Genomic DNA, 22,521 nt, shown 5'->3' with positions numbered 1-22,521 from the left:
GCCTCAAAGTCCCTCTCCCGATGGGAGAGGGATTTAGGGTGAGGGCAAGGGAGAGGGATTTAGGGTGAGGGAAACTCCAGGTTTCGAGTTAGACAAGGTTTAACTCGCCCAGCTCCACATTTTTTCAAAGATTTTTCTGACAATTATTTTTCTGACAATTTATTTCAGCCAACCGTTTCTGCCATTTCAGCTTGGTTGCCACCGCGCTATGGTTATATCGCTAGTGAACTAACGAGGGGCACAGAGCAGGATGAGGGGGTTAGACAAACGGCGCTGGATGTCGATGGTGCTAGGTGGGTTGACCATGCTTCTGGTCCTCAGCTTTTGGCTATCCCAGGGCAGTAAACAGGGTGTCGGTTCGGCCCTGGCAGTTAAGGCATGGCCCATGCGAGGCCCCGCCGCTGCACTACAGTCTGGTTTTAACCAGGCCGAGCGGGCTAAGGAACTGGCCAAAACCGCCACCTCAGCGGACCAGTGGGATGGGGTCGCGACGGCCTGGACGGATGCGATCGCAGCCCTCCAAACTATCCCCGCCCAAAGCCCAGAGCGCTTCTTTGTCCAACGCAAACAGCAGGAATATTTAACCCAATTGGCCGCGGCCCAGCAGCGGGCCTTGCAGCTGAGTGGCCCCGACGTATTCCCGAGCCTCGGCAGTGCCGTCCTGGATGATCAGCTGCGGCTTTACCTCAGCTACCTGGCCGCAATGGGACCACCGGAGATTTTAATTGTGGGCAGTTCCCGGGTGCTCCAGGGCCTGAATCCCCAGTTTTTAGAAACCACCCTGGGCGATCAGGGGACCCCGGCGCGGGTATTTAACCTGGGGGTGAATGGAGCCACCGCCCAGGTGGTGGATTTTATGTTGCAACAATTACTCACCCCGGAGCAGCTACCCAAGCTAGTGATTTGGGGCGATGGGTCACGGGCCTTTAACAGTGGCCGTAGCGATGCTACCTTTGCCCGCATTTTAGGCTCGCCCGGGTATCAGGCCATCGTAGCGACAGAAAAACCCCAGTTTACCGAGCAGGAAGAGCCCCGGAGAACTCCTCGGCCCCCCAGTGCCATTAACGCCTATGGCTTTTTACCCGTCACCGAGGCGTTTGACCCAGCGGTCTATTACCAGACCTCCCCCCGAGTGAATGGCCGCTATGATGCGTTTTATAGTCAGTTTTCCTTAGCGGGGACCCAGGAGGGGGCGTTGCGATCGCTAGTGGCCTATCTCAAAAGCCATAATGTCGACTTGATCTATGTCAATTTGCCCCTCAGTGGCGACTACCTAGACGACTATCGCCTTCCCCTTGAGCAAAGGTTTCAACAGTTTTTACAAGCCCAAAGTCAGCGCCAAGGCTTTGGCGTCATTGACCTATTGTCCCAATGGATGGGGCAAAATACCTTTTTTGCCGATCCCAGCCATCTCAACCAAACCGGGGCCGCCGCCTTAGGCCAGCAATTAGCTCGGCATCCGTTGGTACGGGAAAAACTGCAAGACTAATCCGCTACGTTTATCCTCCACATCCCCCTCTCACGACGCCCCCTCTACCCGTCTCCCTGCGCCTAAACCTCGACCTTATTGGCTCCCTCACTTTGGGCTTCGGATTGACGGCTACAATGGTCATTGTGTGAAATAGTCAATTGTGCCCGTCAAGGATTTTTCAGAGAGTCAGGATGTCACAGCAGCCCGCCGTTGTAATCGAAGGTCTTCAGAAACGCTATGGCGATGTGCAAGCGCTGAAGGATGTTTCATTACAAATTGAAGCTGGCGAAATTTTTGGTTTACTCGGCCCTAATGGCGCAGGCAAAACGACGGCCATTCGCTGTCTTTGTACCCTCACCCTGCCCGATGCAGGCAAACTGGAGGTGATGGGGGTATCTGTTGTGGCCAATCCGCGCCAGGTGCGGCAGCGACTGGGTTACATTGCCCAGGAAGTGGCCTTGGATAAGGTCCTCACCGGGCGGGAGCTGCTGGAGCTACAGGCGGCGATTTATCATCTGCCAGGTAAATTGGCCAAGGCTCGCATCGAGCAAATGATCGAGCTGTTGGAACTCACCGACTGGGCAGATAAAAAAACGGGCACCTATTCTGGTGGTCTCAAGAAGCGTCTGGACTTGGCGGCGGGCCTGCTGCATCAACCCGATTTACTGGTGTTGGATGAGCCCACGGTGGGTCTAGATATCGAGAGCCGCTCGGCGGTGTGGCGATTTTTACGCCAGCTCCAGGCGGCTGGGACAACGATTCTGATTACCAGTCACTATTTAGAGGAAGTGGATGCCCTGGCTAGTCGGGTGGCCATCATCGACCAGGGGAAAGTGATCAGTGCCGGTACTCCGGCTGAACTTAAAGCGAACGTCGGTGGCGAACGCATTACCTTACGAATCCGTGAGTTTACTCCGCTGCATGAGGCCCAGCAGGTTAGCAAAATGCTGCAGGCATTACCCGTGGTGCAAGAGGTGATCGTCAACAGTGCCCAGGGTAACTCCCTAAACCTGGTGGTGGAGGCCGAGGCCGAAGCTTTGATGACGGTGCAAACAGCGCTCAAAGAGTCGGGGCTACCCACCTTTGGCATTGCCCAGTCGCAGCCTAGCCTGGACGATGTGTATTTGGCGGCTACGGGACGCACAATTATGGACGCGGAAGTGGCGGCGGCGAGTCAGCGGGATATGAAAAAAGAAATGAAACAGCAGAATATGAAACGCTAATTCAGTCGGTTTGAGGTTTTGGGGGCGCTGACTAGCAAAACTACTGGCAAAGAGAGCACGTTTTATGGAGCAGGATGCTGAAAATAACCCAGACGATACCCTAAAACCTGACTATGATTTTGCTCCCATGCCCTGGTCCTAGGGAAGTAGCTGGAGCGTTATCGTAAAGGGACCAACCTGGTACTTGGCCAGCGCTCTCCAACCGTCAACAACCGTCAATTCAGAACTCAAAACTCAGCATTCATAATCATTCATAATTTATAGCGATGAGCAGTTCCAGCATTCAAAATAACCAGCTGCAACAGTGGAAAGATGATGCGATCGCATCCCCCGGATTCAGCGAATTCATCCAAGAAACCCTGGCCCTCACCAAGCGGCTATTCATCCAGCTGCAGCGCCGTCCCTCCACCCTGGCCGCTGGTATTGTCCAGCCCTTGATGTGGTTAATTTTATTTGGGGCGCTGTTCCAAAACGTACCCCAGGGCCTATTTGGCGATAGCGTCAACTACGGCCAGTTTATCGGCGCAGGCATTATCGTATTCACCGCCTTTGGGGGCGCATTAAATGCTGGACTACCGGTAATGTTTGACCGGGAATTTGGCTTTTTAAACCGATTGCTGGTGGCCCCCCTCGTCTCCCGGTTTTCCATCGTCATCGCCTCGGCCCTCTTTATCGCGGCCATGAGCCTGGTACAGACCGCCGCCATTGTGGCCTTGAGTGCTCTGCTGGGGGCGGGGTTACCCAGCCTCACGGGTCTGGGTCTGATGGGGGCAATTATTTTAATGCTGGTGCTGGGGGTGACCGCCTTTAGCCTAGGGTTGGCCTTTGCCCTACCGGGACACATTGAACTGATCGCCGTTATTTTTGTCACCAACTTACCCCTGCTGTTTGCCAGCACGGCCTTGGTGCCCCTGTCCTTTATGCCCCGCTGGCTGAGCACCATTGCCAGCTTGAACCCCCTCAGTTACGCCATTGAACCCATTCGCTATCTCTATTTGCATAGCGCCTGGAACTTGGGCAGCATTGTCATGGTAGGCCCCTGGGGGGATGTCTCCATGGGCATGTCCCTGCTGCTGCTGGGCGGTTTCTGTGGTGGGGCCTTGGCCCTAACCTATCCCCTGATTAATCGACGCATCGCTTAAATCTGGGTTTTAGCCATTGATTATTCATAGTCTAGAATTGCTCGGTGTTTCGGTATCTGCCATTAGTGGTGCCTTAGCCGCCGGGCGCAAGCATCTGGATTTGCTTGGGGTAGTGGTGGTGGCTGCCGTCTCAGCTGCAGGCGGTGGCACCCTACGGGATGTTTTATTAGACCGTCATCCCGTCTTTTGGATTGAGCGGCCCATTTATCTGTACATTATTTTGGGCTCAGTTTTGCTGACGGTGCTCTACGCCAAATTCTTCAAACCGCCCCATCGGGCCTTGTTAGTGGCAGACGCCTTTGGCTTGGCACTATTTTCCATGAGCGGTGCTCAAATTGCCGAACAGGTTGATTTGAGCCATCTACTAATTGTGGTGATGGGGACAATTACCGGTACCGCTGGCGGGCTATTGCGGGATGTATTGCTGGCAGATATTCCGGTAATATTTACCCGTAGCCGCATCTATGCCACCGCGGCCATTGTGGGTATTGGGGTGTATTTGATGGCCCAGAGTTTAGGCTTGGCCCAAACCTGGGCTGCCTTGCTGGGGATGGTGGTGGTGGCTGGCCTGAGGCTCGCTGCGATTATTTGGGGGCTGATGCTGCCAATTTTCAGCCTGTCAGATCATGAATCCATCGATGGATAGAGCCAGATGGATAGATCCATTTGACAACCAGTTCAAAAACTGATGGCTATGGTGTATCAACTCTCAACAGTCTTGCTAAACTGTGGGCATTGCTAATTAGATTATCTTTACAACTCAACGACCTTCACCATGGCACGTATCCTTAAAAACCCACTTACGTCTATCACGGGCCTAGGTTTGGCCCTAGGTTTGGCCGCTGTTCCAGCCTTGGCCCAGTCCACTGGCGGGTTTGATGACCTCAGCGGCGAAGCTGACAATAATGAAGTATTTAATGGCAGCGGCCTTAGCCTCACCGACTTAATGAGCAATGCTCGCCGGGCGAATGGTCTGAGTTCGGATGAATTTAGTCGGAAAACCGATCGCAACATTGATCAGGCCACCGCGGACTTTCATCGACGGCAGCAGGCGATCCTTGAGCCTGGCACTGAGGCAGCGGTAGAGACACCTGAATTGGAACAGCAGCTTTAAGCCAGCCATGATTGAGTGCTAACCTGCAGAGTTTGATAGCGGCCCATGGCGGCATTGGAAACAGGGGTAACGGGATGTTACCCCTGTTTTTTAGTGCCAGCTCAGATTGCTGCGGGAGTGGGGCCAGAGTGGGGCCAGAGTGGGACCAGAGTGGGACCAGAGTAATGCCCCGCCTCAGACTAAGGGGAGCTTAACCCCGTAAAAGGACTGCCTAACGGACTAAATCTAGACCTTAGACCATCAGTCCATATCAATTCATGGCAGAACGTAGCCCATGTCATAGTAGAATCGAAACAATTTGTTAAGCAGCTCTAATAATTCTTTATCAAGATTTACTAGGTCTGTGTCTTCCCTAGGGATTTAGTCTGGCGCATGATAGGCCGCTTATGGCTTGAGTGCGTTTTTTCATGGCCTAGCCCATCGGCGTTATTCACTAACGTTGTCCGGGACAGGTGACATCCCTATAGGCGGACGTATGCCATCAATTACCGGGCTGCGATTCAAAGGTGCTCATAACAATGGGCACCTTGATTTAAAACAACGACGATTTTGTCAATTTCGGAGTGTGGAAAGATTTATGACCGCAACAGTTGATAGGGTATCGGCCAGTCGGCTATCAAATGGTCCGTTGGCTGGGGTAACCCTAAAGGATGTGATTAAGAGCCTACCTCAGGAATGTTTCGAGAAAAATTCTCGCAAGGCATGGCAACAGGTAGTTCTGAGTATTGTGATGGCGATTGTGGGGTATGTTGCGATCGCACTATCTCCTTGGTTTTTACTACCCTTTGCCTGGTTTTTAGCGGGTACCGCTTTAACGGGCTGGTTTGTCGTTGGCCATGACTGTGGCCACCGTTCATTTGCCAAAAAACGTTGGGTCAATAATCTGGTGGGCCACATCGCCTTTTTACCCCTGATCTATCCATTTCACCCCTGGCGGTTGCTCCATGACCACCATCATCGTCATACCAACAAGCAGGAAGTAGACAATGCGTGGCACCCTTGGTATGTCGAGGAATTTGTTTCAGAAAATAAACTGATCCAAGCGGCCTACTGGCTCATGCGGGGACGGGTATGGTGGTTGGCCTCTGTGGTGCACTGGGCCGGCATTCACTTTGATCTAAATAATTTTGATCAGCGCGATAAAGATAAGGCTAAAGTATCCATTGCTGTGGTTGTTCTCTTCGCAGCTATAGTATTTCCCACCATGATTGCCACCATGGGCCTATGGGGCTGGGTCAAGTTTTGGCTCATGCCTTGGCTGGGCTACCACTTTTGGATGAGTACCTTCACCCTAGTGCACCACACCGCTCCCGACATCCAGTTTCGTCCGGCTGCAACCTGGAATGAAGTGGAGTCTCAGCTAGGGGGTACAGTCCACTGTGACTATCCCAAATGGGTTGAAGTGCTGTGCCATGACATTAGTGTCCATGTGCCCCATCACATTTCCACCGGCATTCCCTCCTATAATCTACGCATGGCCCACCGCAGTCTCAAAGAAAATTGGGGTGAACGGGTACGCATTCGCGAAGAAAAGTTCACCTGGAACTTTATGAGCAACATTGTTGACCAATGCCACCTATACCATGCCGAAAATGCCTATGTGTCATTTAAAGCAATTCGCCGGTAATCGTTCTGGTAAACGAGCAGCAAGCAATGCCCCAAAGGGTTTGTTTGCTCCATTTGCCCCTTAGTTTGTTCTATTGAATAATTTCAACCGAAAGGCCCTGGCATTAGCTGGGGCCTTTTGACTATGGGGACTTATTCCGACCGATCCATGCTTTTTTGAAATCCTGAAATTTACGGTCATGGCGCAACAGTTTTATACCCAAGGAAATCGGCCATTTTATCCTTAGGCCCCCATGACTGATTCAACCTATCCAGTGACATTTGCCTGGGACAAGGGAACATTTGATGCAGACATCTTCCCTCATTTCCCATGACTCAACAGGTTACAAATAGGCCCAGTCCTTCTGAATATAAGCGTCTGTTTCGCGTTGCCGTTTTAACCTCCACCGCCGCTGGCATGCTGGAGCGCCAGCGGGCAAGGTTACGGGAACAGGTGGAAATCTTAGGCGTGGAGATTGATAATCTCTCCCAGCGTGAGTTTTTATCAGAACTCACCAAGGGAGTCATTTTCACCCCCAATGTGGACCATTTAATGAAACTGCAGGAAGATGTTGAATTTCAAGCGGCCTATCGCCAGGCCGACTATAAGGTATGCGACAGTCAAATTTTGATGTATGCATCCAAGTTGTTGGGCAAACCCCTAAAGGCAAAAATCTCCGGTTCTGACCTACTGCCCCTATTTTGTGACTACCATCGAAACAACCCGACTATTACGATGTTTTTGTTAGGCGGGGCAGAGGGCGTGGCGAAACAGGCCCAAATTAACATTAATGCCAACACCGGACGAGACATAGTGATTGCAGCCCATTCCCCCTCTTTTGGGTTTGAAAAAGACGAAGCTGAATGTCAGGCAATTATCGACATGATTAATGGTTCCGAGGCCACAGTTTTAGCCGTGGGTGTCGGTGCCCCTAAGCAGGAACTGTGGATTGCGAAATACCGCAACCACATGCCAGGGGTGAAAATATTTATGGCGGTGGGAGCGGCCCTAGACTTTGAGGCAGGCAACAAACCTAGGGCCCCCCAGTTTTGGAGTGACTTGGGCATTGAATGGCTATATCGCCTGTTATCTGAGCCCAAACGTCTTTGGAAGCGCTATCTATTGGAAGATATGCCGTTCTTTAAACTACTGTTAAAACAAAAGCTAAAGCAGACTAGGAAGAAGTAATTTCCCAATGTGTGCTTACCCTAGCTGGCTTGGGGATATTCAACCGTTAGCTGCGCTGGAGTTTTCCGATGGGTAACTAGCACTTTTTGGACTTTACTTCCCTCCTGTTCTATATCTTCCATATAGCCGGGCTGCTCTTGGAGCGCCTCATTTTCTGAACCAAACGGTCCAAAATAATATTCACAACTGGGGGACACCGTCGAGATCTCCAGCCACCAGGATTTTTGAAATAGACCAAACAACTGATTAGTAAAGTTTTTCATAACAAGATAGAAGCACCCAGCCTCAAGCTATACTAATTCTCTTATAGGGTATTTATTTTTATTTACCGTGGGCTTTGATACTTTTTTAGATCCCTGCAGCCTTCAAAAGGGGTCAAAATCCAATCAAAGGAACCCTCCAACAGTTATTTATTTTTCTCAAAATAAATAACTTTACATATAAAGCCTGTTCATTTAGAGCTTTTCCGACTTACATAGATGGGTAGATACCCATCGATAGATTCCTATCGTGGAACAATGCGTATACTGCTGGTAGACGATGATGAAGCGCTCATGGATACATTGGCGAATCATCTGATACATCAACGTTATGCCGTGGACATTACCACCGATGGTCACAATGCCCGGGAATACCTGGACATGTTTAGCTATGACTTGGTGGTGCTCGATCTCAATCTGCCCGATGGCAGTGGGATTGATTTTTGCCAGGCCTTTCGCAGTGGCGGATATGAACAACCTATTTTGGTGCTGTCGGCGACGAGTACCCCAGCTCAAAAGGTCAGGGCGCTAGATGCGGGAGCCGATGACTATGTGGTTAAACCCTTTGACTTGGCTGAGCTAGGTGCGCGGATTCGGGCCTTGCTACGACGGGAGCAGGTGGGGTTACCTACGGTGCTGCAGTTGGGGGGGATGAACCTGGACCCCAGTACCTGTGAAACCAGCTACGAGGGTCAGCCGGTGCATCTCACCCCCAAAGAATTTGCCCTGCTGGAGTTATTTTTGCGTCGCCCTAGCCGGGTCTATAGCCTGGATGCCATCATTGATGATCTATGGCCCTTGGAAAATGCCCCCAGTGAGGATGCGGTGCGCACCCACATTAAGGGACTACGGCAGAAGCTCAGTGCGGTGGGTGCCCCCAAGGATTTGATTAAAACGGTCTATGGGTTGGGTTATCGGCTGAATGTGGGCAGTGGGGACGAGGCGGAACATGCGGCCACTCTCCTGAATGTGGACAGTGGAGACAAGACGAAGGCGGCCGCTCCCCGCTCCTCTGGCAACACTATGTCCTCAAGCGCCCTCCCTTCCAGCATGACAGTGGCGGTGGAGCAGGCTTGGAAAAAATATCAGTGGGTGATGCAGGAACGGGTAGCGGTTTTGGAACAGGCTGCGATCGCACTTACCCAAGGAAACCTGGACCCGGACCTATGCCACACCAGCCAAACGACGGCCCACAAGCTGGTGGGGGCCTTGGGCAGCTTTGGTTTTCCCCTGGGATCTACCCTGGCCCAACAGCTGGAAAAGCTACTGAAAACCTCGCCCGTCCAGGATATTCCCTCGGTCCAGTTTAACCAGTTAGTGCGGCAGCTGCGCCAGGAAGTGGACGCAACCTCGGTGGAAGCGGCCACGGAAACCCTCACGGCTGGGGCTCCGCTACTGTTGCTGATTGGCTCCGATGGTAACCTGATCGAGGGCCTCAGTCTGGAGGCCACGCAACAGTCCCTGCGGGTGCGTCAGGCCAATACGTTGAACCATGCCTTGCAATTGTTGTCCCAGATCAAACCCCAGCTGGTGATGTTTGATCTCCCTGGGGCGTTGTTAGGCACCCCGCCCAATGCCCCATTGCCAGAGCGGCTACTGGAGGATATGGCCACCTTTACCCAGCGATTTACTGGGCCGTTTTTAGTGCTACTGCCAACGCTACCGGCCCAGGCCCGTTTGCAATTAGTGCAGCAGGGGGCCAGTCAGCTACTCAAGCGGAGTAGTCCCATCCCGCAGCTGATCAGAGACGCCCGCCGGATGATGCGCACCAGCCCGGTGAAAATAATTATTGTGGATGACGATCCACAGATTTTACAGGTGCTCCAGATGAGCCTAGAGCCCTGGAATTTTGACATTACCCCCCTGACCGAGGGCCAACAACTTTGGGCCGCCCTAGAAACGATTGAACCCGATGCTCTGGTGCTCGATGTCACCATGCCAGGAATCACGGGGTTTGAAATTTGTCAGCTGCTGCGGGCCGATCCGCGCTGGCACACGTTGCCGATTATATTTCTCACGGTGCATGAAGCCGAAACCACCCGAGGTCGTGCCTTTCGCTTTGGGGCCGACGATTTTATTAACAAGTCCGTGGCGGCCTCCGAATTGGCTGTGCGCATTCTCAATCAGATCAAGCCTCCGCAGGGCAGTCCACCCGTCAGTCTGCTGGGCAATCCGCCTGCCAATCCATCTGTTAACTAGCCCTCACAAGGGCGCCCCTGACTGTCAGCGAATGCTCACACTAGACTAGGGGGATAGTATCCCAACCCTTCCACAAACCGAGCGCAAAACTCTTGCAGTTCTCGCGGATCGGGCACCCCGTGGGACACCACCACCACCTGGTGCTTGTTCATCACTTGGGTGGGGGTTTGCCCCTGGGATAGGGCCTGGAGTGTGGTAATTAATTGCTTAGACGGGGTGTGGGGCATGCCATTTTCGTTGAGGAAGGCGAGTAGATCGCCTTCGGCGGCACTTCCCAAGGAGTTCCTAAAACTTAGGTGCATCACCCAGCGATCGACGAGATAAATCACCGTCAAGGACTGTAAGGGGAGATTGCTCATACTGGATAAGCGATCCATGACCCTCAGGGTTAGACTAACGTTGGCGAAACTGTAGAGATATTGCATGGACAGGGCCTCCTAGACCTCCTCTACACAGTAGACTAAGAATCTGAAGAAAATGTGAGGATTTACAGGATGAATAGACTTTCCTCAAGGAATAGAGTTTCCTCCATGGTCTGTAACAGCTTGTAAAGCAGTAAGTTATACAATGGCGCGAATGCCTTATCTATGGTCAGTTTTGAGCCCAACCTTGAGCCCCCCTCAGCGACCTCACCCCTGCTTCGGCAAGACCTAGAGTTATTTTTTGCCGTTGCTCCTAATCTGCTGTGCGTCCTGGATCGGGAGGGGTGTTTTCAGCGGGTAAATGTTCAGTTCCTTAAAATTTTGGGCTATGACATGGCCCCCCTGCTCGGTCAGCCTTTTTTAGACTTTGTGCATCCAGAGGATCGCCGTGGCTCCCAGCAGAGTCTAGAGTCCTTAAGGGAGAAGGGGGGTACCGTCAGTTTTGAAAACCGCTATCGCTGTATCAATGGCGGTTATCGAGACCTGGTGTGGCATGGGATCGCGCCAGCCCAGACGAGCGTCCCAGACCAGACCGCCCAGTCTGGAGCGGACGACCAGGGTAATCTAACCGGTCTGATCTACGCCACCGCCACCGACATTACGGCCCAAAAGCAGGCGGAACATGCCCTGAGCCAGGAGCGGGATTTTTCGAAAGCGGTCCTAGACACCATTAATGTCTTAAATGTCAACAAGCAGAAGGAAATTGCCCTGCACTATAGCCAACAAACCCTAGCCAGCATCTTTGACCTGGCGGGGGAGGCGATTATTTGTATCGATCAGCGCCAGCACATTCGGTTATTTAACCAGACGGCGGAAAGGATTTTTGGCTACGGTGCCGCCGAAGTGGTGGGCCGCTCCCTAGACTTACTATTGCCCGAGGCATTGCAGGCGATTCACCGGCAGCATGTTGAACAATTTGGCCGGTCTTCGGTCACTTCGCGCCATATGGGACAGCGTCCCGGCCAGGTGAGCGGGCGGCGAAAAAATGGTGAGATTTTCCCGGCGGCGGCGTCCATTTCTAAAAGCACTACCAAGGACGGCCTCTGGTACACGGTCATGCTCCAGGATGTGACGGAACGCATCCAGGCGGAAACGGCCATTCGGCGCAGTGAGGCCCAGCTGCGCACCACCACCAATGCGCTGCCGGTGCTGATTGCCTATATCGATGCCGATGAACGCTACCAGTTTAATAATCGGGCCTACGAAGAATGGCTGGGGGTACCCTATGAAACCCTGAAGGGTCAGTCTCTGGAACAGGCCCTGGGGCCAGATATTTATCACACCATCCAACCCTATTTGCACCAGGCCCTCAAGGGGGAGACGGTCACCTTTGAGGTGGAATTTCCCAGCGGTGTTTTGCCCTACCGCTGGGTGAGTGTGAGCTATCTGCCCGACATCCAAGAGGGACAGGTGCGGGGGTGTTTTGCCTTGACCCAGGACATTAGCGATCGCAAAGCCACTGACCAGATTAAACATGAATTTGTCTCGGTGGTGAGCCATGAGCTACGCACCCCCCTCACCTCCATCCACGGTGCCCTGAAGCTGATCACCACGGGCCAATTGGGTCACCTGAACCCCCAAGGCCAGGAACTGCTGGAAATTGCCCTGAATAATACAAAGCGTCTCACCCGGTTAGTGAATGATGTGCTCGATTTAGAACGGATCGAATCCGGCCGGGTCAAGATGATCAAGGTGCGTTGTCAGGTAGCCCAAGTGTTGCATCAGGCGGCCCAGGCCATGATGTCCATGGCCCAATCCGAGGGGGTCACCATAAAGGTGGTGCCGGTAGATACCCACATTTATGCTGACCCGGACCATGTGGAACAAACGCTGACGAACCTGTTGAGTAATGCCATCAAGTTTTCCCCTCGAGGGGAAACGGTGGTGCTGAAGGCGGTGGATCAGCCCCATCAGGTTTTGTTTAAGGTGATTGACCATGGTCGGGGTATACCGGAAGATAAGCTAGAAACCATTTTTGAACGGTTTCAGCAGGTGGATGCTTCCGACACTCGTAAACATGGGGGGACGGGTTTGGGACTGGCCATCTGTCGCGAAATTGTTCAACGCCATGAAGGACGCATCTGGGTGAGGAGTACCCATGGCCAGGGCAGTACCTTCTGTTTTACGCTGCCCAAAACGCCTAGCCATGACGAGCCATGATCTCCCGTCGACAGATTTTATTAATTGATGATGAAACGGATATTCAGACCGTGATTAAAATTGGTCTGACCTTGAGTACGGACTGGGTGATTACGACGGCCAATTCGGGGGAGGCGGGTTTGGAAGTTGCGATCGCTACCCCCCCCGATGCGGTTTTATTGGATGTGGCCATGCCGGGAATGGATGGGTTAGCCACCCTCGCAGCCCTACAAAAAAATGAAGCAACATCCCAGGTGCCCGTTATTTTTCTCACCGCCAAAGCCCAAGCCGCCGATCGCCGTCGTCTATACGAAGCAGGGGCTTCGGGGGTAATTACGAAACCGTTTGACCCCACTACCTTGGCGAGTCAGGTGGCGGGCTTTTTATCCTGGACACTTTAAGCGATCACTCTCAAGCAACACAACCTAATCCACTCTCTAATCCACTCTAAAAAGAGGGTCATGGTCTATGGGGTCAAATGACTCCGCATGACTCCAGGACCACCATGGAAGCTGGACTCCATGAACCCAAGGGAAATGTATTCGAAACTTTTACCTAAGGATATGTCACGTGAAGAAAAGACCTATCATCCAGGTCCCTGATCCGGAAATGGGGCTGGGATCCAAGTAGGCATTGTAGGCATTCTGGAGCAATGCCTGGGGCGGTCTAGCATTTTTGAGGAATCACCTGAATTCAAGCATGTACAGTCTTGAAACCTTCACCAAGGCCGATCTTTACCATTGTTCGATTGCCCTGCGGAATGTTGAGCATCAGTCCCACACCATGGAGCAAGCGGCGAATCGGATGGTCCGCTATTTCTATGAAAATTTTTTGACCCCCCGCACAGGCCAACGGGAATTGGCCCTGGTACGTTTTTTCAAAACCCATCCCTACCAGGATCTGAATCGACGTTTACAGGCCGAGGCTCAAGCCATGGTGCCGGGGCGGTACATTTCCCCTAGCACCCGGTGTTTACTGTTGTTGGCCACCATGGGGGATGACCCCCATTGGAATGTGAGGCAAGAGTCTCGGCACCATCAGGCGATTCCTTTGATCGATCCAGAGTTTGTGCAGGGTGCTCCGATGATTGCCCAGATGATTCAGCAGTTTGGTCTCCCGATCACTACAGTACTGAAGTCCAATACTTCTGTGGCGGGGGGACCGCCCCAGCGGGCGTTTAATGTGTTTCACATTCCCACTGTTTTAAAGAGTCCCTATATACCGGCACAGAAAGAGTTTGTGGAGCCCTATCGGTTGAAGTCGGTGGTGGGGTTTGGGGGGATGTTGCCGTCCAATGAGTGGTTTGCGGTGATTTTGTTTAGTAAGACATTTATTGGGGTGGAGATTGCCAATCACTTTAGGTTGATGTCTGCCTATGTGGGCATGGCGATTGGGTCGTTCCAGGGGGATGCTATTTTGTCGTCTGAAATTCTTGTGTGATCGTTTTTGACATTCCCCCGCACAAAATGATGCCAGCGTCAGCAATAAGTCCGTGTCCAAGCGCTTCAATCGCACACTTCACAAGGCTGTGATAATCTACCAGCTAACCTACGGAGCCCACCATGGAACTATTCGCCGCAATTGTTAGCATCGCCGTTGCCCTCACCATCGGAGCCATGAGTCCAGGTCCCAGCTTTGTCATGGTAGCCCGTACTGCCCTAGCCCTCTCCCGCAAAGATGGTCTTGCTGCCGCTATCGGCATGGGAGTGGGCGGTGTACTGTTCTCTGCCATTGCCCTCCTCGGCCTGTTAACCCTCCTCACCGCCGTTCCCATGCTCTACATTTCACTCAAAGTCCTAGGCGGTGCCTACCTCCTTTACCTGGGTTACCAAATTTGGCAAGGAGCCGCCCAGCCCATTTCCCTCAGCTCCACCCAAGCACAAACTTCCACCACCCCTGTCTGGCACTCATTCTTTCTAGGGCTCACCACCCAAATCAGTAACCCCAAAACCGCCGTTGTCTATACCAGTGTCTTTGCCTCACTGCTCCCCAGCGACGTGCCAACGTTCGCCATTATTGTCCTTCCCATTGTTGTATTCATGGTCGAAACTGGCTGGTATTCCCTTGTTGCCTTGGCCCTTTCTGCCACCGCACCCCGCGCTCGCTATCTCGCTTCCAAAAAATGGTTGGATCGCACCGCCGGCACCATCCTGTCATTACTGGGCACTAAACTCATCTTCGAAGCCAACAACCCATAGGCCTAACAGATCCTGTGGAAGTCCTAGACTAGCCGCTGGCGAATCTTCGCAGACACCGTATCAATGATGGAGACCGATACGATGAGGATAATCAAAATAGCGGCCACCTTGCCGTATTGGAAGGACCGAAAGCTTTGATATAGAGAAACCCCGATCCCACCGGCTCCGACGATGCCGAGCACCGACGCCGCCCGCACGTTGGCCTCAAAGCGGTAGAGGGTAAAGGAGGTCCATAGGGGAATCACCTGGGGAATGACACCAAAAATAACTTCCTGTAGTTTAGACGCGCCGGTGGAACGAATGCCTTCCACCGGCCCCGGTTCGATGGCTTCAATGGCTTCAGAGAACAATTTAGCTAGGGTGCCAGCGGTGTGAACAAACAACGCCAAAACACCGGCAAAGGGACCTAACCCCACCGCCACCACAAAAATTAGGGCGAAGACCACTTCGTTGATGGCCCGCATGCCGTCCAGGAACCGACGGGTGATAAACACGAGCCAAACGGGGGCCACATTCTCTGCTGCCACAATTGATAGGGGAACGGCCACAATGGCGGCCATCAGAGTTCCCCAGAGGCCCATGCCAATGGTTTCAAGAATATCTGAGAGATAAAATTTCCAATCTGTAAAATCCGGAGGAAAGTAACGACTGATGTATTCCGCCATGTTGCCGCTACCCTGGATCAATTCCACAAAGCTCAAGTCGCTTTTTTGTCCGGCGTAGATCAGGATTGCGATCGCAACCACCCCAGAAAAAATTCGCAGTGGCGTCATGACTGGCTTCTCCTGGGCCAGGAGATCGCGCACCTCAGGGGATACTGATTCATTCAAAGAATCAGTCGGAGCATAGGATAGGTCAACCGTAGACTTAGGCATGGCACAAGGGAAAAAGAAAAAACAGGGAAGTGGCTAGGGTAGCTGTTTGAGGTACAGGGTCAATCGTGAATAGTGAGAAGAAAATGACCAGCTATTCACCATTCACTAAACCAAGAAAGGATATTGGCAACACCATCGTCGCCAATATCCTGAAATCGCAGGTGAAATGGCCAGAAGCTTTCTACTTGAACGCTTCTAGCGCCTTGTTTAGCTCATCCAGCTGCTTCTGCTTATCAGCATCGCTGAGGTTCTTGTCGTTTTGAACTTCAAGCATACTATTCGCAATTTCTAGCTCACGGATGGTATTCCAATCCTCATCCTTTGCCGGATCAAGACCGGACCACTGTAAGCCCTCCATAATCTCTTTGTTGTCATAGCCAACGAAGAAATCCTTGACGGAAGTTTTCAAGCACTCGGGCAAATCCTTACGATAGGCTATGGGATCGCTAGGAATCTCAGGGGAAGTCCAGATGATTTGAATTTTCTCTAAGGCATCGGGAGCCGATTCCTTAAGGCTAGCTAGGTTCTCGCTGTTGTTCGTGGCAACGTCTACCTGGTTCTCAGCGACCGCCAGTGCAGTAGCTTCATGGCTACCAGCAAAAACAAGCTCTTTAAAAATCTTGTCCGCATTGACACCCTGCTGAGAAAATACGTAGTAAGTGGGCACCAAGAAACCAGAGGTGGAGTTGGGGTCGTTGAAGGCAAAAGTCAGGTTACCCGCGTTTTCAACAATGTACTTGTCGCCGTTCCCCTTTTCCAGATCAATGTTAGCAACAATGGGGTTTTCCTTATTCGTGATGAGATAAGCATAGTACCCCTTAGAACCATCTAACGCCACGGTCTGGGCAAAGGCTTCAGCGTCAGAACGCTCAGCGGCTTCAACGTAAGACTTGCCGCCATACCAAGCAACCTGAACTTTACCAGCGCCCATGCCTTCGATGACAGCGGCATAGTCAGTGGCGTAGAACCCCTTGACAGGACGTCCCACCGCCTCGGTCATGTCAGCCAAGAGGGGTTCCCATTGGGGCTTAAGGTTTTCGGCGGACTCCGTAGAAAGAATACCAAATTCAATTTCTGTAATTTCGGGGGCGCAGACACCCCCTTCTGTGGTCGCATCAGCGTCAGCGCTTTCAGCAGTGGTGTCTGTGGCGGTATCTGCTGCGGTATCTGCGGTGGGGACGCCGCTGCAAGCGACCAATGTGGAAAGGGTTAGGGCAGATACTGTCATCAAAGAAGATAACCGACGCCAGGAAAAGTTCGACATAATCGCGTTCCTCGTGATTTTACCTGTGTTTTCTGTATGGGAGGTTGTGTGTGGGAAACCATTGACCTCGGGAAAAACTAGCTGGCAAACAGCTCAGCATGTCCCCTCAAGACCAATTCTTCAGCGGCCGAACCATAGATGTGATCAAGGCGAGAGTCATCAAGGTCCGCCGTATGACCATCGAAGCAAACTTCCCCCTGTCGTAGGGCAACGGAACGGGTAAAATAACGCCGCACCACTTGCACCTGGTGGAGGGAAGTGGCAATGGTGATGCCCTGTTCTTGGTTCAATGTGGTGAGCAATTCCATTACCTTGCGGGCAGAGTCCGGGTCTAAAGAGGCAATGGGTTCGTCCGCCAGGATAATCTTCGCCCCCTGCATCAAGCAGCGGGCGATGGCGACTCGCTGTTGTTGCCCACCAGACAACGCCGAAGCCCGTTTATAGGCCTGCTCTAGAATGCCCACCCGCTCTAGAGCTGCTAAGGCCCTCAGCTTCTCCTCCTGACTAAAGTTGCGGATCAAGGAGCGCCAAGGAGACATGCGGGAAAGATTTCCCACCAGCACATTTTCCAGGGCGGTTAGGCGGTTTACCAGGTTGAACTGCTGGAAGATAAACCCCATCTGACTGCGCAGGTAACGCACCTTAGAGTGGAATTTACCATCGGACTGCAGGACATTCCCGAAGATTTCCACTCGCCCCTGATCGGCCTGTTGCAAGCCATTGAGGTTGCGCAACAGCGTGGACTTTCCGGACCCGGAAGCCCCCACTAGAGCCACCATTTCACCCGTCTGAATCGTCATCTCCACATTCTTCAGGGCGGGTTGCCCCTTGAATGCTTTGAAAAGACCATTTACCTGAACGGCGGGTTGGGTCAATGATGACTCTAACAATGCTGTTTCTGCCATTAAGGATAGAACTCCTGCCCTTGCGGGAACGTTAGCGATAGCCGGACCATCTGAGAGCATGTCCAGCCATCCATAGTGGATAGATGTCTAGACAAATCTAAGACCCAGGACGTGACCTTATAATTCTAGAGAAAGCTTAAGGGGTGACCCACAGAAGATTAAAGTTTTGTTGTCTGGAGGTTAAAAAATAGCTCGCTTTTTACGTCTCCGATTTGGTTGAAATTTCTGTTGGACAAGCTTTTCCGTGGAATTGATCCGTCTTAACCTAACTGAGCTGCCCCAATTGAGTCACTCTACGGGAAGACAACGTCTACGTTCTGCAACGACAACCTACCCAATTGATCCGGCAACCCGACTTAACTGGGCTGAACTAGTCTGAAGTATTGTCCATCACCAGTTCCATGCGGTCTCCTCGAAACCGAGCCACACCGTATTCGATCACCGCTCCAGTTTGATCAACATTGATGGATTCCGACAACAAGATAGGGACCGTAGCGGGCATTCGCAAGAGACGGGCATCCCTCGGGCGAGCACTGCGGGCAGAGATACGGGTACTACGGCGAATGTGATCACAGCCATATTCCTGGAACAGCATGGCTGAGACGGAGCGATAGGTTTGGCAATGGTTGGCCAGCTCAGGGAATCGGTGACCCGGAAAATAGCTGCTGGATAAACTAATGGGAATATCCTCTGTGAGACTTACCCGCTCAAACAACACCACCGAATCCCCCAGATCGATTTCTAGGTGTTTCGATAACTTGGAGTCTGCCTTTAGCTCCATCACCCGCAACAACTTCCATCGGGGGGTGATGGATTGGGCTTTGAGGGCTTCGTTATAACGTACGCGTTTACCGATGGGAACTGCAATCGAGGCCGCCATGACAAAGGTGCCGCGCCCCCGTTCCACCCCGACTACCCCTTCTTGACGCAAGACCTCCATCGCCCGTCGCAGGGTGTGGCGATTAACCTCAAACTGAGCGCTGAGTTCCATCTCCGTGGGGAGCTGATCCCCCACTTGAAACACCGCTTCCTGGATATTCTGTCGCAGTTTAGCTGCAATTTGTAGATAGAGAGGCAACGATTCGGATGACTCTGAGGACATGGGCCGTGGGGAACCTATAAAAATGCTAAGGGTTTGGTGGTTAACTTGGGGGGAGGGAGAGGGATGATAGCTCAAAACCACGGGCCTATCACCATATATAGTGCACAAGACCACCACTCCATATTCTTCTAGGGAAAGTATAGCGGCTTACAAAGATAGGGTTGTTTTTATCATGAAACTACTCCATAATTTGTCTAGACATCTATATTAAGTTAATATCTCCTTAAAGAAGGATTAAAGGCTGGTGAATTCGGTAATTAATCGTGACGATCATGAATGGCCAATTTAAATCTGGTTCAGAACAAGGGGCGAATGTGCTCGATCAGTCAGCTCGACAGCAATGGATGGCGTTGTTATCCAAGGCGGTCCCCACGGTTTTAGAGGAGCAGGTCGCGGCCCTGGGAGATCTGCCGAAGTATCAATTTCTCCGTTCTCCGGAAATTGGGTTGGCCATGGTGCGAGGACGGGCGGAGGGCTCCGGCCAACCGTTTAATTTGGGTGAGATGACGATCACTCGCTGTGTTATCCAGTTAGGAAATCAAGACGGTCTGGCCGAGCATGAAAAGCCCTTAGCTGGATTTGGCTACGTGGCGGGGCGGTCTCAGCGCCATGCGGAGTTGGCGGCGGTGTGTGATGCCCTGCTGCAGGATGCCCGCTGGCATGATCGGGTGCATACCCAGGTGCTTGGCCCATTGAAAGACCTGGCCCAACGGCGGCGGGAACAAAACGCGGCGGAAGTGGAGGCGACTCGGGTGAATTTCTTTACGATGCGGCGGGGGGAGAGTTAGTCTAATGTTGACCCAACTGGCGGGTTTTGAAAATCCGGTGCAGGCGGCCCAGAAAACCTTTCGAGGGTTGTTGAATAGCTTGAGCCGACCGGGCATTCCCCAGGTAACGGCTGACGTCACCCCACCGGACGGGTTGAATGGGGCATGTGGGGCAGCGTGCCTGACCTTACTGGATTTAGAGACTACCGTATGGCTCCAGCCAGGGTTTCCAGAAGAAGTGAGGGACTGGCTAGTTTTCCATGCGGGGTGTTACTTCACCGAAGATCCCCAGGCTGCTGACTTCGCGGTGATTTGGGATGTGTCCAGGGCGCCTGATTTGGCGACATTTAGTCTCGGCACATCAGAGTATCCCGAGGCATCCACCTCTTTACTCATTCAGGTGCCTAGCCTGGAGGGGGGAGAGGAGGTTTCCCTGCGGGGGCCTGGCATTTTAGATGAGATATCGGTGAGTCTTCCCCTCTCCCATACATTCTGGTCACAGTGGCAGGACATTTCCCTGGACTATCCCCTCGGGTTGGATTGTTGGTGTTTTGCTGGGAACCGAGTGGTGGGACTGCCCCGTACGGCCCAGATTGTCTCGACACCACCTCGAACGTTAGCTGGGATGGGATAGAACAATGGTCATGGCCTTAACCATTCGCCCCGGTACTCTAGCGGATCTTCCCGCCGTGGTGGCTCTCTACGAAGAGTCTGGATTGGACCAAGGTGCGGCTCCCGCGTTGCAGGAGGCTGAGCAATGGTTCCAAACAATCCAGCTCTATCCTAACTACAAACTATGGGTAGCTGTAGATGCCCTAGGGGATCGAATAGGTCAGAACTCTTCTCAAGCCATAGAGGGGGCTGGGGTGATTGTGGGCACGTTTTCGTTGCTGATGGTGGATAACTTGGTCCACCACTGCAGTCCCGCAGGGGTAGTGGAAGGGGTGGCGGTGACGCCTCACCTCCAGGGGCAGGGAATTGGTCGGCGGATGATGGAATTTGCGATCGCAACCTGTCGCGCAGCAGGCTGTTACAAACTCACCCTCTCTACAAATTTGCGCCGCAAAGCAGCCCATGGGTTTTACGAGTCCTTGGGGTTTGAGAAACACGGCTATAGCTATCGAGTTGAGTTTTAGTTTTTTTTGAATTGTTGAATTTTTATTGCGTTCCTCAAGAGTAGAGAGATAAACATCCATGCCCTATGTAGCCGTTAAAGGTGGAGAACAGGCCATTCAAAACGCCGAAGCCCTATTAAAGGCGAAACGGCGAGGAGATCTGAATGTGCCAGAACTGTCCCTAGAACAGATTAAGCAACAAATGCAGCTGGCGGTGAATCGGGTGATGGCGGAGGGTAGCCTTTATGATCCGGACCTGGCGGCCCTTGCCATTAAACAATCCTGGGGAGATCTGGTGGAGGCTGCTTTTTTAGTGCGGGCCTATCGCACCACCCTACCCCGGCTGTACTATAGCGAACCATTGGACACTGGCCGAATTCAGCTACAGCGACGCATTTCTGCCGTTTTCAAAGAAGCCCCTGGTGGTCAAAAGCTCGGCCCCACCTTTGACTATATTCATCGGTTGTTGGACTTTAATCTGGCAGCGGAAAACAACCAGTTTAAAGCCCCCTCCCATGAGGCGGGCAGCCCAAACGAATGGGTGCCTCGGGTGATGGCACTGCTGCAACGGGAGGGGCTAATGTCGGTGTCTTCTGACCTTGCCCCCAACGATGTATCGGGAAAGGCGCCTCGCCCTGATCATGATCTGTCGGCGACAGCAATTCCGACCAATGCTCCCTTACCATTTCCTGGGGAGACTCGCCCCTCTTCCTCGCCGTCGACACCTCCCTTCGACATTACCCGCCAATCGTTGACAACCCCTACGGAACGCGATGCCCGATTGCAGACTCTAGCCCGAGGAGACGAAGGCTTTTTGTTGTCCATGGCCTACTCCACCCAGCGGGGTTACGGTAAGAACCATCCCTTTGCTGGCGAGATCCGCATGGGGGATGTGGAGATGGTGATTTGTCCAGAAGAGCTCGGATTTGAAATCTCCATCGCCGACATCACCGTCACGGAAGTACAGATGGTAAACCAGTTCAAGGGTAGCAAAGAGATGCCGCCCCAATTCACGAAGGGCTATGGCTTAACCTTTGGCTACAACGAACGCAAGGCCATGGCCATGGCCCTCGTAGATCGGGCATTGCAAGCAAAGGATTTGGGAGAATCCGTCGATGGCCCTGCCCAGGATGAAGAATTTGTGCTGTATCACTCCGATAACATTGAGGCTCAAGGGTTTGTCCAGCACCTGAAGTTGCCCCACTACATTGACTTCCAGGCGGAGCTTAACCTGATTCGCAAACTGCGTCAGGATTATGATCGAGCCCACGGCATTCAGACTTCTCCAGCGGAGACGGTGGGGACAAACGGTGCATCTGCTGGGGACCGAGAACACTCTCCGTCAAGTCTTCAAGATAAATCACCTAATGCCTTGGCCCATGACGTTGCCAGGGGGGGAATGTCGTGAAAATTTTGTTTGTGTCAACTGGTTTGTGCCAACTGGTTTGTGCCGCAGCCCCCTCGGTTGAAATTAACACCGCCTGCGACTACCTGTTGGCGACATTAAAAACATTACATAACCCTCCTCACC

At 52.6% G+C, this 22,521-nt stretch carries 22 protein-coding genes; 16 read left to right on the top strand and 6 right to left on the bottom strand.

Annotated features, from left to right (window positions below; translation table 11 throughout):
• The first annotated feature begins 304 nt into the window (after window positions 1-304).
• From VB741_RS19025 to VB741_RS18995, 7 genes are all read left to right on the top strand, one after another.
• Window positions 305-1,489 (top strand): D-alanyl-lipoteichoic acid biosynthesis protein DltD, encoded by a 1,185-nt coding sequence (locus tag VB741_RS19025; protein WP_323366778.1) that lies wholly within the window; start codon window positions 305-307, stop codon window positions 1,487-1,489.
• 173 nt (window positions 1,490-1,662) lie between these two features.
• A complete protein-coding gene (locus VB741_RS19020) occupies window positions 1,663-2,694 on the top strand; it encodes an ABC transporter ATP-binding protein (RefSeq protein WP_323366777.1) in 1,032 nt (343 codons plus the stop codon).
• A gap of 266 nt (window positions 2,695-2,960) precedes the next feature.
• A complete protein-coding gene (locus tag VB741_RS19015; protein ID WP_323366776.1) occupies window positions 2,961-3,836 on the top strand; it encodes an ABC transporter permease in 876 nt (291 codons plus the stop codon).
• Between the two features lie 37 nt (window positions 3,837-3,873).
• Window positions 3,874-4,482: a trimeric intracellular cation channel family protein gene (locus VB741_RS19010; RefSeq protein WP_323366775.1), complete on the top strand. Its 609-nt coding sequence runs from the start codon at window positions 3,874-3,876 to the stop codon at window positions 4,480-4,482.
• 129 nt (window positions 4,483-4,611) lie between these two features.
• Window positions 4,612-4,950, top strand: coding sequence for a hypothetical protein (locus tag VB741_RS19005; RefSeq protein ID WP_323366774.1), 339 nt, complete (start codon window positions 4,612-4,614; stop codon window positions 4,948-4,950).
• A gap of 577 nt (window positions 4,951-5,527) precedes the next feature.
• A complete protein-coding gene (locus VB741_RS19000) occupies window positions 5,528-6,577 on the top strand; it encodes a fatty acid desaturase (RefSeq protein ID WP_323366773.1) in 1,050 nt (349 codons plus the stop codon).
• Window positions 6,578-6,886: 309 nt separating this feature from the next.
• Complete coding sequence (locus VB741_RS18995; RefSeq protein ID WP_323366772.1) at window positions 6,887-7,744, top strand: WecB/TagA/CpsF family glycosyltransferase; 858 nt, start codon at window positions 6,887-6,889, stop codon at window positions 7,742-7,744.
• Window positions 7,745-7,764: 20 nt separating this feature from the next.
• Here the strand turns inward: VB741_RS18995 and VB741_RS18990 are convergent, their stop codons facing one another.
• Window positions 7,765-8,007: a DUF1816 domain-containing protein gene (locus tag VB741_RS18990; RefSeq protein ID WP_323366771.1), complete on the bottom strand. Its 243-nt coding sequence runs from the start codon at window positions 8,005-8,007 to the stop codon at window positions 7,765-7,767.
• A 255-nt stretch (window positions 8,008-8,262) separates the two neighbouring features.
• Here VB741_RS18990 and VB741_RS18985 point away from each other — a divergent pair, with 255 nt between their 5' ends.
• Entirely contained in the window at window positions 8,263-10,203 is a 1,941-nt protein-coding gene (locus VB741_RS18985; RefSeq protein WP_323366770.1) for a response regulator, read from the top strand.
• A 35-nt stretch (window positions 10,204-10,238) separates the two neighbouring features.
• Here VB741_RS18985 and VB741_RS18980 read toward each other — a convergent pair whose 3' ends face one another.
• Complete coding sequence (locus VB741_RS18980) at window positions 10,239-10,628, bottom strand: hypothetical protein (protein WP_323366769.1); 390 nt, start codon at window positions 10,626-10,628, stop codon at window positions 10,239-10,241.
• A gap of 162 nt (window positions 10,629-10,790) precedes the next feature.
• Here VB741_RS18980 and VB741_RS18975 point away from each other — a divergent pair, with 162 nt between their 5' ends.
• The 4 genes from VB741_RS18975 (at window position 10,791) to VB741_RS18960 (ending at window position 14,962) form a co-directional block, all read left to right on the top strand.
• Complete coding sequence (locus VB741_RS18975; RefSeq protein WP_323366768.1) at window positions 10,791-12,785, top strand: PAS domain-containing sensor histidine kinase; 1,995 nt, start codon at window positions 10,791-10,793, stop codon at window positions 12,783-12,785.
• Entirely contained in the window at window positions 12,782-13,165 is a 384-nt protein-coding gene (locus VB741_RS18970; protein WP_323366767.1) for a response regulator, read from the top strand. The genes VB741_RS18975 and VB741_RS18970 overlap by 4 nt, the downstream gene beginning before the upstream one ends.
• A gap of 298 nt (window positions 13,166-13,463) precedes the next feature.
• The gene (locus VB741_RS18965; protein WP_323366766.1) at window positions 13,464-14,204 is read left to right on the top strand and encodes a hypothetical protein; all 741 of its coding nucleotides are present in this window, start codon (window positions 13,464-13,466) and stop codon (window positions 14,202-14,204) included.
• A 122-nt stretch (window positions 14,205-14,326) separates the two neighbouring features.
• Window positions 14,327-14,962: a LysE family translocator gene (locus VB741_RS18960; protein ID WP_323366765.1), complete on the top strand. Its 636-nt coding sequence runs from the start codon at window positions 14,327-14,329 to the stop codon at window positions 14,960-14,962.
• A 23-nt stretch (window positions 14,963-14,985) separates the two neighbouring features.
• Here VB741_RS18960 and phnE read toward each other — a convergent pair whose 3' ends face one another.
• From phnE to phnF, 4 genes are all read right to left on the bottom strand, one after another.
• Entirely contained in the window at window positions 14,986-15,837 is an 852-nt protein-coding gene (gene phnE, locus VB741_RS18955; protein ID WP_323366764.1) for a phosphonate ABC transporter, permease protein PhnE, read from the bottom strand.
• 181 nt (window positions 15,838-16,018) lie between these two features.
• Window positions 16,019-17,101 (bottom strand): phosphonate ABC transporter substrate-binding protein, encoded by a 1,083-nt coding sequence (gene phnD, locus VB741_RS18950; protein WP_323366763.1) that lies wholly within the window; start codon window positions 17,099-17,101, stop codon window positions 16,019-16,021.
• A gap of 77 nt (window positions 17,102-17,178) precedes the next feature.
• Window positions 17,179-18,006 (bottom strand): phosphonate ABC transporter ATP-binding protein, encoded by an 828-nt coding sequence (phnC, locus tag VB741_RS18945; RefSeq protein ID WP_323366762.1) that lies wholly within the window; start codon window positions 18,004-18,006, stop codon window positions 17,179-17,181.
• Window positions 18,007-18,376: 370 nt separating this feature from the next.
• Entirely contained in the window at window positions 18,377-19,108 is a 732-nt protein-coding gene (phnF, locus tag VB741_RS18940) for a phosphonate metabolism transcriptional regulator PhnF (RefSeq protein WP_323366761.1), read from the bottom strand.
• Window positions 19,109-19,380: 272 nt separating this feature from the next.
• Here phnF and phnG point away from each other — a divergent pair, with 272 nt between their 5' ends.
• The 4 genes from phnG to VB741_RS18920 are packed head-to-tail and all read left to right on the top strand — an operon-like array spanning window position 19,381 to window position 22,398.
• Window positions 19,381-19,896, top strand: a complete 516-nt coding sequence (phnG, locus tag VB741_RS18935) for a phosphonate C-P lyase system protein PhnG (protein WP_323366760.1) — start codon at window positions 19,381-19,383, stop codon at window positions 19,894-19,896.
• Between the two features lie 4 nt (window positions 19,897-19,900).
• Entirely contained in the window at window positions 19,901-20,509 is a 609-nt protein-coding gene (gene phnH / locus VB741_RS18930) for a phosphonate C-P lyase system protein PhnH (protein WP_323366759.1), read from the top strand.
• A gap of 4 nt (window positions 20,510-20,513) precedes the next feature.
• Window positions 20,514-21,011, top strand: coding sequence for a GNAT family N-acetyltransferase (locus tag VB741_RS18925; RefSeq protein ID WP_323366758.1), 498 nt, complete (start codon window positions 20,514-20,516; stop codon window positions 21,009-21,011).
• Window positions 21,012-21,069: 58 nt separating this feature from the next.
• Window positions 21,070-22,398, top strand: coding sequence for a carbon-phosphorus lyase complex subunit PhnI (locus VB741_RS18920; protein WP_323366757.1), 1,329 nt, complete (start codon window positions 21,070-21,072; stop codon window positions 22,396-22,398).
• Window positions 22,399-22,521 lie beyond the last annotated feature (123 nt).

Origin of the sequence: Leptothoe sp. PORK10 BA2 (genome assembly GCF_034932105.1) — a bacterium.
Lineage (GTDB): Bacteria > Cyanobacteriota > Cyanobacteriia > Phormidesmidales > Phormidesmidaceae > Leptothoe.
The sequence above is the reverse complement of the archived record's forward strand: the minus strand, read 5'-3'. Positions and strand labels throughout refer to the sequence as shown.

Excerpts from the sequence above, each read along its gene's own strand:
- VB741_RS18975 (WP_323366768.1), top strand. The coding sequence starts at position 10,791 with ATGGTCAGTTTTGAGCCCAACCTTGAGCCCCCCTCAGCGACCTCACCC.
- VB741_RS18980 (WP_323366769.1), bottom strand. The coding sequence starts at position 10,628 with ATGCAATATCTCTACAGTTTCGCCAACGTTAGTCTAACCCTGAGGGTC.
- VB741_RS19005 (WP_323366774.1), top strand. The coding sequence starts at position 4,612 with ATGGCACGTATCCTTAAAAACCCACTTACGTCTATCACGGGCCTAGGT.
- VB741_RS18965 (WP_323366766.1), top strand. The coding sequence starts at position 13,464 with ATGTACAGTCTTGAAACCTTCACCAAGGCCGATCTTTACCATTGTTCG.
- phnG (WP_323366760.1), top strand. The coding sequence starts at position 19,381 with ATGAATGGCCAATTTAAATCTGGTTCAGAACAAGGGGCGAATGTGCTC.
- VB741_RS18960 (WP_323366765.1), top strand. The coding sequence starts at position 14,327 with ATGGAACTATTCGCCGCAATTGTTAGCATCGCCGTTGCCCTCACCATC.
- VB741_RS19015 (WP_323366776.1), top strand. The coding sequence starts at position 2,961 with ATGAGCAGTTCCAGCATTCAAAATAACCAGCTGCAACAGTGGAAAGAT.
- VB741_RS18985 (WP_323366770.1), top strand. The coding sequence starts at position 8,263 with ATGCGTATACTGCTGGTAGACGATGATGAAGCGCTCATGGATACATTG.
- phnF (WP_323366761.1), bottom strand. The coding sequence starts at position 19,108 with ATGTCCTCAGAGTCATCCGAATCGTTGCCTCTCTATCTACAAATTGCA.
- VB741_RS18995 (WP_323366772.1), top strand. The coding sequence starts at position 6,887 with ATGACTCAACAGGTTACAAATAGGCCCAGTCCTTCTGAATATAAGCGT.
- VB741_RS18970 (WP_323366767.1), top strand. The coding sequence starts at position 12,782 with ATGATCTCCCGTCGACAGATTTTATTAATTGATGATGAAACGGATATT.
- VB741_RS19020 (WP_323366777.1), top strand. The coding sequence starts at position 1,663 with ATGTCACAGCAGCCCGCCGTTGTAATCGAAGGTCTTCAGAAACGCTAT.
- phnC (WP_323366762.1), bottom strand. The coding sequence starts at position 18,006 with ATGGCAGAAACAGCATTGTTAGAGTCATCATTGACCCAACCCGCCGTT.
- VB741_RS18920 (WP_323366757.1), top strand. The coding sequence starts at position 21,070 with ATGCCCTATGTAGCCGTTAAAGGTGGAGAACAGGCCATTCAAAACGCC.
- phnD (WP_323366763.1), bottom strand. The coding sequence starts at position 17,101 with ATGTCGAACTTTTCCTGGCGTCGGTTATCTTCTTTGATGACAGTATCT.
- phnE (WP_323366764.1), bottom strand. The coding sequence starts at position 15,837 with ATGCCTAAGTCTACGGTTGACCTATCCTATGCTCCGACTGATTCTTTG.
- VB741_RS18925 (WP_323366758.1), top strand. The coding sequence starts at position 20,514 with ATGGTCATGGCCTTAACCATTCGCCCCGGTACTCTAGCGGATCTTCCC.
- VB741_RS19025 (WP_323366778.1), top strand. The coding sequence starts at position 305 with ATGCTTCTGGTCCTCAGCTTTTGGCTATCCCAGGGCAGTAAACAGGGT.
- VB741_RS19000 (WP_323366773.1), top strand. The coding sequence starts at position 5,528 with ATGACCGCAACAGTTGATAGGGTATCGGCCAGTCGGCTATCAAATGGT.
- phnH (WP_323366759.1), top strand. The coding sequence starts at position 19,901 with ATGTTGACCCAACTGGCGGGTTTTGAAAATCCGGTGCAGGCGGCCCAG.
- VB741_RS18990 (WP_323366771.1), bottom strand. The coding sequence starts at position 8,007 with ATGAAAAACTTTACTAATCAGTTGTTTGGTCTATTTCAAAAATCCTGG.